This window comes from Mesorhizobium sp. dw_380, from assembly GCF_018588885.1.
Classification (GTDB): Bacteria; Pseudomonadota; Alphaproteobacteria; order Rhizobiales; family Rhizobiaceae; genus Mesorhizobium.
Genome location: NZ_JAFFIW010000038.1, coordinates 13,885 through 28,604, shown reverse-complemented (window position 1 = coordinate 28,604; position 14,720 = coordinate 13,885). Strand labels below are relative to the sequence as shown.

Sequence of the window (14,720 nt, the reverse complement as noted above, 5' to 3'; positions counted from 1 at the left end):
GCCTTTAGCATCCAAGAAATCCGGTCTTAGATCCACGTAAGAGTGAGCCACTAGGGCGGCCTTAACATGTCCTCGTTTTCGATTGTGAACCACAAAATTGATCCCACGCGAGTGGCAAAAGCACTTAAGCCGGATGGGAGCATGGATGACAACGATCGGGTTGAAATTGGGCCGACGGACGTCGCCTTTGCGGAGTGGGCAGCCTTGGGCCTGACCACGCCCAACCTAGATCGTATGCGCAAGACCCGTCTTGATCGGATTGTTCTGCAACTCCGCCAAAGAGACTATGCGGGCGTGCTCTGCTTCGACCCGCTGAACATACGATACGCTTCAGATTCCTCGAACATGCACATATGGATCATGCACAATCCGTCACGAGCTGTGTTCGTATCGGCCGACGGCTATGTCGTTCTCTGGGATTTCCATCGTTGCAGCCACCTGTCAACCTATCTGCCGCTCATCAACGAAACCCGGGATGGCGGGGCCGGCTTTTACTATTTCGTTGCCGGCGACCAAGAAGAAGCAGTCGCCAAGGACTTTGCCGGACAAATTGACGAACTGTTGCGCCGCTCTGGTGGCAAAAACCGTCGTCTTGCCGTCGACAAGATCGAAATCCCCGGCCTTCGTGCGCTAGATGCAGTTGGCATCGAGGTTTGCAACGGCATGCAGCTCATGGAGCACGCCAGGGCCATTAAGGGAATCGACGAGATCAACGCCATGCGCTGCTCTCTCGCGACCTGCGAGATTGCCGTTGCCAAAATGCGAGAACGTTTGCAGCCCGGCATAGCCGAAACGGAACTTTGGTCGGTTCTTCATGCCGAAAACATCGCACGTGGTGGCGAGTGGATCGAAACGCGCATTTTAACTTCCGGCCCGCGCACGAACCCCTGGATGCAGGAGGCCGGCCCCCGTCGCATTGTCTCAGGAGACCTCGTCGCCTTCGACACCGATATGGTGGGCCCGTACGGCATGTGTGCCGACTTCTCCCGCACTTGGCACTGCGGTGACGGCCGACCCACCGAAGCACAGCGAAGGCTGCACGACATAGCCTACGAGCACGTAGCTGCAAACATGGCTATGCTAAAGCCGGGCGTCTCTTTCACCGAACTCACTCAGCGCAGCCACAAGCTTCCCGCGGATTTCGTCAAGCAGCGATATGGCGTCATGATGCATGGCATTGGTCTTTGCGACGAATATCCCGCGATTCTCTATCCTGAAGACTTCATCCCGGGAGCATTCGACTATGTTCTCGAGCCCGGAATGACCCTGTGCGTCGAGGCTTATATCGGTGCCGTCGGTGGGCGGGAAGGCGTAAAACTGGAAGAGCAGGTGCTCGTGACCGAGAGCGGAGTTGAAAATCTCACGAGATGCCCGTTTGATGAGGCTTTGGTGGCCTAGGGATTTCGGCCGAGTCTCTTCAAATTGTCCAATTCTTGAGAGATCCGCGGAAAAGCTGTTTGTTGCGCATCTGGCTCAGCACTTTTGCGGAAGTTGGCTTTTCGTTGGTCCAACTCGCCCGCCTACATTCGTAGAAAGGGGGGTGGAGGCATCCAAGTCCATGGTCGACGCCCTGACCCGCGAGTGCTGTCGATACTCTGACCAGCAGTCGGGCAGTGGCAGCTGTGGCGTCAGATTTGCAGCAAGTCCGCTGTTAGCCTCCGAACACACGGTCTCTGTTGGGGGTGGCGCATGTGGCCATTCCGCCAAGGATATTGGTCGAATTGCAGGCAATAGCCGGTCAGTGTCAGGTCACACTGGGTTGGCGCTTCGTGACGACGATTTTCGTGTAGCAGACATTTCGCTGAGTGGTTTGCATGCTCTCGATCTTGGCTGGGGACACAACAATGTGGAGCTTCGGTGTATGGAGCGCGGATCGGTCGTCATCGTTCGGCGTGTTCGGTGCTCCATGGGGCGGTCAATTCATCTGCTTACGTCACAGCCGGGACCTGCTTGACAAGAAACCTGAGGCAGCGCGATACTATGAGAAGTCCCTCCTGTCGTGACGGAACGCTATCTCGCAGGATAAATATGCACTATTCCCTAGATATACATGCCGAGGCTGGGCGTTTGTTGGAAGAGAAATGCTGTGCGATTTCCGCCCTACTGATCACGACTCCCCTGGTCGGCTTGCTTTTCGCATTTGCGTCACAGGGGACAAATCTTTTTGACTCTACTAACCCGGAGAGGGCCTTCCTCCAGAGTTCTTCGATCGTGCTGCCGCCGCGCTGAGCAAGTCCAATAAGTCTGCCACGGATGTAGCTAAGCTGAGCGTCCGACGGAAACGCCCCAGTGTTGATTTTTCGAGCTTTCTCTGACTTGCCTGTCGGAGTCCACCAGAGGCGATCCGTCGCGACGCAGCCTAGTGCTACTTTGGCAGATTTTTGGCGATGTGGGCATTTTGAGGATTGAACGAAGCCGCTAACGCGGCATTTGGCGGATCGGTTTGCAGGAACGCTTCTGTTTTGAAGGATCGCGGCTGTTGAAGCGCAATCTGAGAACAGGAGCTACAGAAATGGCCAAGTTGACCCCAGTTCCCCGGCGCATGATCGAGGATATGACGATCCGTAATCTGCCGCCGGCCACGCAGCGATCCCCACGTGCATGCCGCGGCGAAGTTTTCGCGCTACTTGGCCGTTCGCCGGACCGGCTCGGTCTGGAGGACGTGCGCGCCTTCCAAGTTCATTTGATGTCGACCGGAATCTCGTGGCTGCGCTGAACCAGACGGTGTGCGCGCTGCGGTTCCTCTACGGCGTGACGCTGGGCCATGCCGAGAGTCCGGAGCGGATCGTCTATGCTCGCTCGCTACGCACGCTGCCGGTGGTATTGAGCGCCGACGAAGTCGTGGCCTTCCTAGAGGCGGTGCCGAGCCTGAAGTGCCGTACGGCCCTGACGACGGCCTAAGAGCAGGTCTCAGTGCTTGGAGACTGTCGGGCTGAAGGTCGGCGACATCGACAGCGGTCGCGGGGTGATCCGTGTTGAGCACGGCAAGGGCGACAAGGACCGCACCGTGATGCTGTCGGCGCAGCTTCTGCGCATCTGCGAGTCTACTGGCGGCTTGGCGAAGCCGCGGGACTGGCTGTTTCCCGCGCGCGGGTGTTATTTGGGCTTGTCGTTCGGCGCGTGCGGCCGCCTAAGCGGGTGACGGTCCACACGCTCAGGCACAGCTTCGCCACGCATCTTCAGAACGCACCGACATCCGCACCATCCAGGTTCTACTCGGCCACAACAATCTGTCCGGCGGCGCGCTACGCTAAGGTCTCGAACAGCCTCATCCGACGCACGACAAGCCCGGCTGAACATCGAGGTGCCGCCAGGGTGAGTGGTACCGCCATGTCGGCGAGACTGAAGGTGGCGGATATCTTCCGCCGCCATGGCGAAGTATATAGACAGGTTCATGACGGCTATCTAGGCTCGCATCGAGCGGCGTGTGATGAGCGCGATCGAGCTCTGCCGGACCGCCGAACTGGGCGGCCAGTCTACGGCTGCCGCTCCTGCGGTCGATCCGCGTGGCCTACAATTCCTGTCGCAGCCGGCACAGTCCCAAATGCCAGGGTCAGGCCTGCCGGGACTGGCTTGCCGCACGCCAGAATGAACTGCTGCCGGTGCTCTATCACGCAGTGTTCATGCTGCCGGCTGAGGTTGCTGCGATCCCTTTCACAAGGCGGCACCTTATACGCGGCCGAAACGCCTGCGCGCGAAGCCAATCTCAGGCATTTGGGAGCTGAGATCGGCCTCATCGCGGCGCTGCATAGCTCTCATCTACCATCCCGCCTGATTGTATCGTACCGGGTGGTGGTGTCTCGCCCGACGGCACACGCTGGATCTCGTGCAGGCCGGGCTCTTTTTACTCGTGCGCGTGCTGTCGCGCCTGTTTCGCTGGCGCATGACACGGAAGACGCGCTTGTGATTGACGGCCGGTTCGCCGTCTTTCGCGTTCCCTGTTCGTCAGGGCTGTGATGCGACGATCGCCATAGGTCGGGCGTTCGTCGATCAGGCGGCGACCAGCTCCAAGAGCCCATCGTCATCGGGGTTGCGATAAGGCCCGCGCGGCTTCACCAGGCGATGCAACTCATGGAGATGGGAACGCGCCGCCCCGAGGGTCTCGGCAACGGCCTTCATCGGGAACCGTCCCTCGGCTGCGACAAGAGCCGCAAGTTCGGTTTTTTGACTCCGACCTGGCCAGCGCGTCTTTGAGGATCTCCACTTCCATGGTCTTGCGGCCGAGAAGCCGCTCGAGGTCGCGAAGGCGCTCTTCAAGCCGCCGCACTTCCGAACTCCCGACCACAGATTCGTCCGATCCCACCGCAGCCGTTCCGCCTTCCTTCAATAAACGGCGCCAACGATACAAGAGATTTGGCGCCACGCCTCATCGTGCGGCGACAGAGGACACGGTCTCACCCGGAAGGAAACTCTCCTCGATAATCTGCAGCTTCTGTTCGGTCGTCGTCCAGTGTCGGCGCCGTACCTCCCCGGTGATCAGTTCAATCCGTCGACAGTCGTCAGCCATAAGCCTGTGCTTGAGGATATCCCCAAGCCTCCCGCGTTAGGCCGACTGTCCGGCCGAAATGGGGGCCAGTTCAGGATCCGACATTGTTGGCGAACTTCGAACAAAGGAGGTCTGTGCAGTTCTTTCACGACGCCTTTCTTCGATGAAGAACAGTGTAATGCGAGCCTTCAGGTCAAATGGCATGACGCATGCACAGGGTTGTGCGAGCCGGAAGGAACAAGGCCATGCTGACAGAGAACCAGATGAAAGTGCCTGCCGAGATCGTGCCTCGCCAGGAGAATGCCGAAGAGACCCGCCACGTACCTTCGGAGCTCGAGCACGAGGATTTAGCCGATGCGCGCTGTTGGAATGCAGGCGATCGCCCCTTGCTGACGGGCAGGGTTGGGTCATGCAGTTGAAGGGCGATCGTAGGCTAGAGGCTTTTCGACGGATGCTTCGCATCCGCCGATTCGAAGAAGAAGGTAGGCGCCTGTTCAACGGTGGTCAGATCCCTGGTTGGTTTCACACGACCGTGGGTCAGGAAGGCGCTATCGTCGGAGCAAGCCTCGCCCTCCGGGACGATGACGCCATGACCGGAACACACCGTTCGCATGGCCATCCGATTGCGAAGGGCGCGCATTTGCAGGCGCTTATGGCAGAACTGATGGGTAAGGAGGGCGGCGTTTGTAAGGGGCGTGGCGGTTCGATGCATTTTGCGGACAGTTCAGTGGGGATTATCAGTGAATCGGGAATCGTCGGAGGGGGCATTCCTCTTGCCACAGGATGCGCATTTAGCGCCAAGGTGCGCGGCGTCGATCAGGTTACCCTTTGCTTTTTCGGCGACGGAGCAGTGAACCAGGGCACTTTTCACGAGAGCCTCAACATGGCCTCGTTGTGGAGGCTTCCCGTCATTTATCTTTGCGAGAACAATGGCTATGCAATGACCACCTCCGTAGCAACAAGCCACGGACAGCCGGACATTGCCCTACGAGCGGCAGGTTACGGAATTCCAGGAGAAATAGTAGACGGACAGGACGTCAGTGCCGTCTATCAATCTGCGGCATATGCGGTCACGCGAGCACGCGCGGGGCAGGGACCCACTCTCATAGTGGCCAACACTTATCGGTTCGATGAACACAATATAGGCTTGGCCGTTTCTGGGGAGCCTTATCGACAGGTCGCAGAAGTCGAGGCACACAAACGCGACCGGGACCCAATTTTGCTATATCGCACTGTGCTGCTCGAAGAGGGTGTAAATGAAGAGACTCTAGCAACCATCGAGCATGAAGTGGCCCAAGCCGTCACACAGGCCGTACAGTTTGCTTTGGCTAGCCCCATGCCCCGGCCCGAAACGTTGCCCGACTATATGTTCGTGTCGACCATTGCCCGCTAAGGGTGGGCTGGAGGGATTAATGGATGTGAAAGACGATACCCACAGAGACGCAGCCACGCCCGGTCCCCATATTCAGATGACCTATTTTGAGGCAATCGTGCAGGCCCAGCTAGAGGAAATGCATCGGGATGAGCGCGTTGTATTGTTGGGAGAGGACGTCTCAGTTCATGGCGGCGGCAAGCTTATCGAATGCTTCGGCAAGAACCGGGTTTGGAACATGCCAATTTCAGAAGGCAGTTTTACGGGACTTGGCATCGGGGCTGCCATCAATGGTTTGCGACCGATTGTAGACATTTCAACTGCCAGTTTCATCTATCTCGCTTGTGACCAGATTGTAAACCAGGCCTCAAAATTGCGGTATATGACTGGGGGCCAGATAGACATCCCAATCGTCTTTCGCTGCTGTATGTTCTCGACGGGCTCCGAAGCGGCACAGCATGCCGACCGGCCTTACCCGCTTTTTATGAACGTGCCGGGCCTTAAGATTATCAGCCCGACCAGCGCTGCCGATATCAAAGGCCTCATGAAATCCGCCATTCGCGACGGCGATCCTGTGCTCGTCTTCGAGGACACCCGCCTCTGGCCTCTCAAAGGCGACGTCCCCACGGATCCGGACCATTTAATCCCAATTGGCAAAGCGGACGTGAAGCGCGAGGGGGAGCACGTTACCGTCGTTGCCATCGCCGGTGCTATCAGGCCGACCATGGAAGCTGCCAACTACCTCATCGAGGAAGGCATTTCGGTCGAAGTGATCGATCCACGTACATTGAAGCCGCTCGATTATGAGGCAATCAAGATGTCAATCGAGAAGACCGGACGGCTGATTATTGTCGAGAACGGACACCGTATCTGCAACGTCGGAAGTGAAATCGCAGCGGTGATGGCGGAAGAGTCCTTCGATCTTTTGAAGCGACCTATCTTGCGGCTGAGTGCTCCAGATATTCATGTCCCATTCAGTCCGGCTCTTGAGAAGGACTTTTTTCCAACACGGGACAGCATTGTTGGCGCCATACGACAGTTACTCTGAGTTCCCAAAAAACGCATGAATGGAAGTAACACAGCAACTGCCGTTATCGTCGCAGTAGGAGGTGATAAGACGCGCTTAGAAAAAGAAGGCAGGCCATCAGACGATAGGCGGGAAACATTCCAGAAGGGATAGGGCTTATACATGAGTAAATCATTCATCGATGGCAGATTCGGTCTGAGTGGGAAGACCGCTTTGGTGACCGGCGGAGCACGCGGCATCGGATTGCAAGTCGCGCTTACATTACAAGAAGCTGGCGCCGATATAATTCTCACTGGAAGGGATCGGGTTCGCGTGGCCGCGGCGGCAGATCAGTTTCCAGTCAAGCCTAAAGTCTATCAGCTCGATGTTAGGGACTCGCAGGCGGTACGCGATCTCGCCGATGGCATCGCCGTTTGCCCTGACATCCTTATTAACAATGCCGGGGTGTCCCGCGCGGCGCCGACGAAATATACCACCGACGAGGATTGGCGAGCTGTCCTTTCAGTCAACTTGGACGGCCTGTTCTACTGCAGTCGCACCTTCGGCTCTCTCATGGCGGAGCGCGGTTCCGGCGTGATTGTAAATATCAGTTCGATATGTGGAGATGTTGTCACCCGACAGGAATCCGTAGTCACGGCTTACAATGCGAGCAAGGCGGGGGTAACTATGGTAACCAAAACCCTTGCTTGCGAATGGGCAAGATCTGGGGTTCGGGTGAACGCAGTGGCGCCTGGATTCGTACAGTCAGAGATGACCGACCAGTATCCTGTAGAAGTGGTCAGGGCATGGTCTGATCGGACGCCAATGGGCCGCTTCGGCCAACCTCATGAGATTGCATCTGCCGTCCAATTTCTTGCTAGCGACGCGTCAACCTATATCACGGGAACGGTATTGTTGGTGGATGGTGGCTACACTTGCTGGTGAGATTTTCTATTGGTTAATTCTGGTGGGCCATCCTGCTGCCTGGGGTGACAAAGCAAGATGATCTACCCATCGAAGTTTCTGTGCGTCGCACTACTTGATCCATAGTTTCGTAGTCAAAAGCACGGTGAACGTCAACCGAATCGATGAAGCTATCCAGCAGTTTGGCGGTGCGTTCTTGAGGCCGCTGTAGGTTAGGTGTAAGGCCGTTCACCAAGCTCGTTTGAATGACAGTTCGCGCGACGAGCAGAAGCTCGTGCATCGTACCTTCTCCCAGACGCTCCCCAGCCAGCTGAGTGATGTAGACACCGGTCATCACCCGTTGCCATGGGATCTCTGGTCCTTCACCAGGATCGGTGCGGCGGTAACGGATCCCATCATCGCGCCTCTCATTCCCCAGCCGACTTGCGCGAGAAGAATAGGCCTATATTGCGGCAACCAAGACACTCTTTTTGGTGGTCATGACGTCACATCCTGCAACAGATAAATACAACTACTTCACAAGAATTTACCAATCGCAAACCACGAGCAGTGGTATGTTGGACGAACTCACGCGCGGAAAAAAACCAGACAAGCTATTCGGAGTCGACAAACATGAAAAGAAGAGCGCTTATCCTGATCGAGGGTACAAGGAACAATGGTCCTCTATATGTCCAAGCGGCCCGAAGTCTTGGCCTGCACTCGATTACCCTGGCGGCTGATCCACTTAGGCACTACTATCATGCCGCAGAAGACAGTGAGGTAATCTGTGTGGACACATCCAATCTCGATGCGCTGATTTGCGAGTGTGTTCGGCTGCATGCGACCTATGATATTGCTGGGATTACGAGCTCGGAGGAAGCTGCATATGCGACAGTCGGCATGCTCTGTCGACATTTCAATCTGCCAGGTCCGAACGCCGAATCGGTTGAACGATGCTGCGATAAATTCACTCAACGTCAGCTGCTTGGGCAAGCCGACATTCCAATTCCTGCCTACGCGTTGGCAACGAATGCGAGCGAGGTTGTAAGCTCTGCCGCTAAAATCGGCTTTCCTGTAATTGTAAAACCAGCCACGGACACCGGCGGCAGCGAGGGGGTCCGATTGTGCGGCAGTAGCGAGGAGCTAATCCAGCATACTGCTTATCTATCAAGCAGGTGGAGTACATGGCAGTCCCCAGCAAGAATATTAGTGGAACAATTTGTGAAAGGCTTTCATTATTGGGTGGAGATGATGGGAGATGACGTCATTGGAATCGCCTCTCTCGAATTCGGTCCCTCGCCGCATTTCGTATATAATAGATGCGCCTATCCGGCCTTGCTTACCAATGAAGAGGATGAGCGCATCGCCGATGTTTCACTGAGGTGTTTACAGGCTCTCGACCTTCACTGGGGTCCGACCAACGTTGAACTCAGGTGGACGGCACATGGGCCGGTCGTCATTGAAGTAAATCCGCGTATGTCGGGCTCGCCCGGTGTTGAGCTAGTTGAGCTAGCTTGCGGTATCAATCTTATCCGAGAGCACATTAAACTCGTGATCGGCGATGAGGGCGATTTGCGCGGAACCCGTTCAGAAACTGCTGCTGCGCAATTCCTAGTTCCTGAACGGGACGGCGTTCTCGATTGGATCGATGGCGTCAGCCGGGCGGCTGCTGTACCTGGCGTCGCCAAAGTGAAGCTTTACCTTGAACCAAACACCACGATCAAAAGGAGAGGCGATCACCGAGACTTAATCGGATATGTGACCGCCAGCTCGCCTGACATCGCTCGGACGGAGGCGATACTTCAGCGGGCCGTCGGCTTAATTGAGTGGTCGGTTACATAGGTTCGATTTCCCTTGCTACCTGGCGGAGCGGCGCTTGTGTCCACCGTGTGGTGTTGCCGGGTTCAAGCGCCAGCCGCTGAAGATGATGAAGCCGACGTGCATCATTGTTGAAGCTGCTGAAGCGCTAGCGCAGCGAAGAAGAACCGCCAGGGAGCCATACGATCAGCGGATGGCGCACAGGATCGCTGGTCCTCGACGCACCCGTTTCCGGTTAACCTCCGAGCCAGCGACTGTCGGCCCTCCAACAGGGAAACCGGCAGTCCCGCGCGCGTCCGCAACAGCGGACGGTTGTCGTGCGTAGGACGGAGGAAATTCGCCCCTGCCTCGGGCGGTGAACGGGACAGCCGTAGGAGCGTCAGCAAAGCGCAGGCCGCAGGACGGGACGCGGGACGACTTTCCCCGTCCGCGGCGATCCGCATGTGTTTGCGTCAGGAGAAAGGCTGACCGGACGAAAGGCGCACTGCCGCTTCTCGAAAGTCCGGTCGCTGATCAGCGACGTGCGGTAGGATCGGCCATAGCAGGGCCGAGTTCCCCCTGGAAGAAAAAACAGGTGTTGCACCCGTCGGGTCCCCCTCAATTGCTGGGCAGCCTGTTAACTTCCAGCCTGGCATACTCGCTCTCCAGGTCGTCTTGCGCGGGTTCGGCAATTCCTCGAGCGTCAGCTCCACGGCCAAGATCGCCCGCTCAACGATCTCACCCGCGTCGAGCTCGGCCAGGCCCGAATCAATACCGGCCCAGCTGGTTGGCTGCCAGTCGCAGGAGACTGAGATTCTGCATGGCAGAGTTTACTCGGCAAGCGCCAGCCAGCGCTCTCGGTGGGCCGCATTCATACCCCAACAGAGCGCGTTCAAAGCTGAGGTTGCCGCCAAGGCGCTGTCAAGCAGAGGCTTATCGCGAAATAGAGACGTACGGGCTGCGATCGTTCGAAGGTCGTCGAACGATCGACCTGATTGCAGACCGCGCATACGCCTACGAGGCCCGGGGGTACGTCCTGGGATGTTTTAGAACAGCCATGCCCGCATTACTCCAGGAGCTTGGCGCAAGGCAACGGAGGCCTACGAGTTCTGCTGCACCCGGACAAGGAGCCCGTGTGCCGGTACTCACCAAACCGCCAGCTGGTTCCGAAATAAGGCGATGTCGCAGGTCCGAACAGCTTGCGCACGACTGCGCGAGGCATAAACTGGTTTTAACCCTAGCGAAACCTTTTGTGCATTCTCAGGGCAGTTGCTGGTGCTTACGATTAGAATGACACAAGCAAGGCTCGGCTTGCCGGATCCTGAGTATGTAATACTCCGCTTCCGCCGCTGCAGAAGCCAGTCGTCGGGGGGAACTTCGGCGGGGGGAAGGAAGCCGCGGGTCTCGATCAGCGGGATGGCATCTGGGTTTGAGGTAGCAGAACCGGGGAAGCGTCTTCACCGCTTCCCCGTCGATCCTGCGGATAGGGGCAGAGCTTGGCAAGCTAGTCCGCTCGGCAGATCGCAGAGGCGGTGGCATCGCCCAGACCATCGTGCCTCACGCGATGTCCCGCTGCCTATGCATGTCGCTCGTCGAAGTGAAGGGTGGAAAGGCAGTTGGATAAAAGGTTTGCAGGTAAGGTGGCTCTCGTGACGGGCGGGCGTAGCGGCATCGGTCTTGCGACTGCGCGACGTCTAAGGGACGAGGGCGCTCGCGTGTTCACCGCTCAACGTGGTGAGGACCGGGAATTCGAGGCCATTTCGGTCGACTTCACAGCTCCGACCAAGGCGGCTCATGCTATCAAAGCGGTTGTCGAACGGGCGGGACGGCTCGATGTCCTGGTAAACAACGCCGGGGTCATGCAGGAGGCGCTCGTCGAAGATATGAGCCTAGCAGATTGGGAGAGGACGATCGCCATAAATCTGACCACCCCATTCGTGCTGATAAAGGCGGCGATGCCTCACCTGCGGTCCACTGGCGGCGCGATCGTGAATGTCGGATCGATCGAGGGGCTGGGATCCAACCCGAAACACGCGGCCTATTGCGCCTCCAAGGCTGGTCTCCACGGTCTCACCCGCGCGGTTGCGATCGACCACGGCGCCGAAGGTGTGCGCTGCAACGCTGTCGCGCCTGGCTGGATCGACACCGACCTGAACTTGGATTTCATCGAGAGCATGCCGGACCCCAAGCGCTTTCGCCAGCAGATCGGTAATATCCATCCAATTGGGCGAACGGGGAAGCCGGAGGAGGTCGCGAACCTCGTAGTCTGGCTGGCTTCGCCAGAATCCTCGTTTATCACCGGTCAGGTGTGGACGATCGATGGAGGCCGAATGGCGAAGCTCAGTCTGCCACAGTAGAACCTGCGCAGGTTTGCCAAGCCGGACTTCATTGGACACCGCTCTCTTAAAAGGTGTTTGACAGCTTAGGTTGCAACCTGAGCGAAACGTTTGCGTTGTGCCCGGTATGAAAGAGGTCTAGGATTTCGGAGGATCTCTTGCAGTATAGTTCTAGAATTTTCTAAGCGAAAATTAACGAGCTTAAGTTCTGCGCAATGCAAGCGAAACAGGAGTATGATGGACGGTACCTTATGTTTTTTTGGATGGGAGTCGGTTTCAGCGGACACCTCCATGTGCTTCCCAATATACGTCGACCGGGCTAGATTTGGGATGTCGTGAGACGGCGATACATTTTGTACCGGGAATGGGCGCTCTCGCGGTCGGGCACTCGATCCTGATACTTGGCGCTCAGGCCAGGCCCATCGCTAGTTCCAACGCCTGCCGTTCGAAGAGGCGGCGGTAAATGCCACCATCGAGATCGATCAGCGCGGCATGATCGCCGTCCTCCATGATGCGGCCACGGTCGAAGACGAGCAGCCGATCGAGCGAGCGGACCGTCGACAGCCGGTGTGCGATGACGAGTGTGGTTCGACCCACCATCAACCGATCCACCGCTTGTTGAATGAGCACCTCGGATTCCGAATCGAGGCTCGATGTGGCCTCGTCAAGAATAAGGATCGGCGCGTTCGCCAGGAAGGCGCGCGCGATCGCCACGCGCTGGCGCTCGCCGCCGGAGAGCTTCAAACCTCTTTCGCCGACCAATGTCCCATAGCCCTTCGGCAGGGGCGCGATGAAGTCATGCGCACTGGCCAGCCGTGCCGCTTGCTCGATTTCGGCCTGGCTCGCGCCAGGCCGGCCATAGGCGATGTTCTCGGCAAGCGACCTGTGAAACAGGATAGGCTCCTGCTGCACGATCGCGATCTGCGAACGGAGCGACTCTTGGGTCACCTCGGAGACGTCCTGGCCGTCTATCAGGATCCGGCCGCCGCTCAGGTCGTAGAGTCTCTGGATGAGCTTCACGAATGTTGACTTGCCGGAACCGGAAGGTCCAACCAACCCAACCCTTTCGCCAGCCTCAATCGACAGCGAACATTGGCTATAGATCGGCAGGGGATGGTTGGCGTAACGGAAGTGGACGTTCTCGAAATCGATGCGGCCCGTCGTGATCCGGATCGGCTTGGCCTCTGGACGATCCGCAACATCCAGCTGCTGATTGTGGATGGCCACCAGTTCTTCCATATCATTAACCGAGCGTTGCACGGTGCGGACATGCATGCCGGCATCACGCAGATAGCCCTTCAGGACGATGAAGGACGTGAGAACATAGGCTATCTCGCCCGGCGTTGCCTGTCCATGCGACCACAGAAGCAGGGCATATCCGACCACCGCCACCCTGAGCGCAACCAAAGTGACGCCTTGGGTTGAGTCGACGATCGTTCCGCGCACCCAACTCCGGCGCGCGCGGTGCCGCCATTTGGTCATGATATTTTCAAGCCGCTGGTCTTCGCGAACCTCGGCGCCGAAGCCTTTGACCACAGCGTTGCAACTGACCGCGTCCGCAAGCGCGCCGCCGAGCTTTGTGTCCCATTGGTTGGCAAGGCTCGCCGCCGGCGCGACATAGCTGAGCGACAGCGAAATCGAAAACGCTAGATAGATCAGAGAGCCGCAAGCAAAGATCACGCCCATGACCGGCCAGTGCCAGCCGAGCAGCGCCGTCGAACCTACCAAGATGATAAAGGACGGGAACAGCGCGACCAATATTGTGCTGTTTAGAGGGTCGAGCGCCCACATGCCGCGCGTTATCTTGCGCACTGTCGAGCCGGCGAAGCTGTTCGCATGCCAGTCTGTCGAAAAGCGCTGGACATGATAGAACGCTTCGTTCGCGACATCGGACATCATCTTCAGCAAAAGATCGTTCAGGCCAATGACGGCGATGTGGCGCATGGCGATGGCAACGAGCGCAAGCGCAATCGGTACAGAGAAGGCTGCAAGGGCCGAATGCCAGGCTGGTGCTGCCACAGCAGCGCCGCCTGCAACAGCATCGATGAGACGACCTGAATAGACCGGCATCAGCACGTCAGCCAGCGTGGAGGCAAGCATCGCAGCCGTGATGATCGCGAGCCGCACCGGCTGCCGGCTCCAGTGGCGGACAGTGAAGGCGAGTACGTGGCGACCAGTGGCGCCGCGTCCATGGACGGGGAAACGTTTCATAGTTTCCAAGCGGGCGCATCAACACGCTCGGTCCCAAAGACGTTAAAAGACAAAACTAGAATTTTCGACCTCCCCCATAACAGCATCAATTTTGGCGGGCAGCTCCTGCCGCCTCACGACGGTGATGTTCAAAAGTCGTGCCAACTGAGCGGGAACATCCGAAGGACAAATTCAGCAGGTTACCGAGCCTGGAGAAAGTCAGCCGCGATCCAGTCGAATACTTTTGCTACGGCTGCCCAGCTCGGGAGATTGGAAAAGAAGGTCGACGTATCGATTGAATTGTGAACTTGTTCTTTCTCCATCCGATAAGCGGAGTGAGTGCATCACGTTGCCTCGATCAAATAAGTACAGTTGCCATGCAGCTTTCTCAGGCCCGGGACTTAGGTGCTGATTTCAAAAGCGCGCCGCGAATACGTTCCTGCCCATATTCCGTCAATCGAATGCTCGACTGTCGGATTGTGCGCTCCCCGACACAGTGCTGTTCGGTTCGCCTCCTGGGTACCTCCCCCAGTCGATTGACGACCTGAAGAAGAAGCTTCGCTCGCAAGCTGGCACGACTCTTGAGGGTACTCCAGGTGGCGAAAGGAACTCCGGCTCGAGTCCCGTTGA

The 14,720-nt window shown here is 57.6% G+C and carries 7 protein-coding genes and 3 pseudogenes; 8 read left to right on the top strand and 2 right to left on the bottom strand.

Going from position 1 to position 14,720, the window contains the following annotated elements:
- Positions 1–66: 66 nt before the first annotated feature.
- The 3 genes and pseudogenes from dddP to JT360_RS34260 form a co-directional block, all read left to right on the top strand.
- Positions 67–1,398: a dimethylsulfonioproprionate lyase DddP gene (gene dddP, locus JT360_RS26560; RefSeq protein WP_126080638.1), complete on the top strand. Its 1,332-nt coding sequence runs from the start codon at positions 67–69 to the stop codon at positions 1,396–1,398.
- A 1,114-nt stretch (positions 1,399–2,512) separates the two neighbouring features.
- A pseudogene (locus tag JT360_RS34265) lies at positions 2,513–3,297 on the top strand (tyrosine-type recombinase/integrase); the annotation flags it as partial.
- 33 nt (positions 3,298–3,330) lie between these two features.
- A pseudogene (locus JT360_RS34260) lies at positions 3,331–3,877 on the top strand (IS91 family transposase); the annotation flags it as partial.
- Positions 3,878–3,879: 2 nt separating this feature from the next.
- On the opposite strand, the pseudogene JT360_RS33745 reads toward JT360_RS34260, so the two are convergent.
- Positions 3,880–4,507: pseudogene (locus JT360_RS33745) on the bottom strand (transposase); the annotation flags it as partial.
- Between the two features lie 388 nt (positions 4,508–4,895).
- Between JT360_RS33745 and JT360_RS26540 the strand changes: the two are divergent.
- The 5 genes from JT360_RS26540 (at position 4,896) to JT360_RS26520 (ending at position 11,921) form a co-directional block, all read left to right on the top strand.
- Positions 4,896–5,879, top strand: coding sequence for a thiamine pyrophosphate-dependent dehydrogenase E1 component subunit alpha (locus tag JT360_RS26540; RefSeq protein ID WP_126080640.1), 984 nt, complete (start codon positions 4,896–4,898; stop codon positions 5,877–5,879).
- A 19-nt stretch (positions 5,880–5,898) separates the two neighbouring features.
- Positions 5,899–6,906: an alpha-ketoacid dehydrogenase subunit beta gene (locus tag JT360_RS26535; protein ID WP_126080641.1), complete on the top strand. Its 1,008-nt coding sequence runs from the start codon at positions 5,899–5,901 to the stop codon at positions 6,904–6,906.
- Between the two features lie 141 nt (positions 6,907–7,047).
- A complete protein-coding gene (locus tag JT360_RS26530; protein WP_245466459.1) occupies positions 7,048–7,809 on the top strand; it encodes an SDR family NAD(P)-dependent oxidoreductase in 762 nt (253 codons plus the stop codon).
- A 591-nt stretch (positions 7,810–8,400) separates the two neighbouring features.
- Complete coding sequence (locus tag JT360_RS26525; protein WP_126080642.1) at positions 8,401–9,609, top strand: ATP-grasp domain-containing protein; 1,209 nt, start codon at positions 8,401–8,403, stop codon at positions 9,607–9,609.
- Positions 9,610–11,180: 1,571 nt separating this feature from the next.
- Positions 11,181–11,921 (top strand): SDR family NAD(P)-dependent oxidoreductase, encoded by a 741-nt coding sequence (locus JT360_RS26520; protein ID WP_126080643.1) that lies wholly within the window; start codon positions 11,181–11,183, stop codon positions 11,919–11,921.
- A 387-nt stretch (positions 11,922–12,308) separates the two neighbouring features.
- Here the strand turns inward: JT360_RS26520 and JT360_RS26515 are convergent, their stop codons facing one another.
- Positions 12,309–14,111, bottom strand: a complete 1,803-nt coding sequence (locus JT360_RS26515; protein WP_126080644.1) for an ABC transporter ATP-binding protein — start codon at positions 14,109–14,111, stop codon at positions 12,309–12,311.
- Between the last annotated feature and the right edge of the window lie 609 nt (positions 14,112–14,720).

What these genes read in the sequence shown, in the direction of transcription:
- dddP (WP_126080638.1), top strand. Translation starts at nt 67, where the DNA reads ATGTCCTCGTTTTCGATTGTGAACCACAAAATTGATCCCACGCGAGTG.
- JT360_RS26540 (WP_126080640.1), top strand. Translation starts at nt 4,896, where the DNA reads ATGCAGTTGAAGGGCGATCGTAGGCTAGAGGCTTTTCGACGGATGCTT.
- JT360_RS26535 (WP_126080641.1), top strand. Translation starts at nt 5,899, where the DNA reads ATGGATGTGAAAGACGATACCCACAGAGACGCAGCCACGCCCGGTCCC.
- JT360_RS26530 (WP_245466459.1), top strand. Translation starts at nt 7,048, where the DNA reads ATGAGTAAATCATTCATCGATGGCAGATTCGGTCTGAGTGGGAAGACC.
- JT360_RS26525 (WP_126080642.1), top strand. Translation starts at nt 8,401, where the DNA reads ATGAAAAGAAGAGCGCTTATCCTGATCGAGGGTACAAGGAACAATGGT.
- JT360_RS26515 (WP_126080644.1), bottom strand. Translation starts at nt 14,111, where the DNA reads ATGAAACGTTTCCCCGTCCATGGACGCGGCGCCACTGGTCGCCACGTA.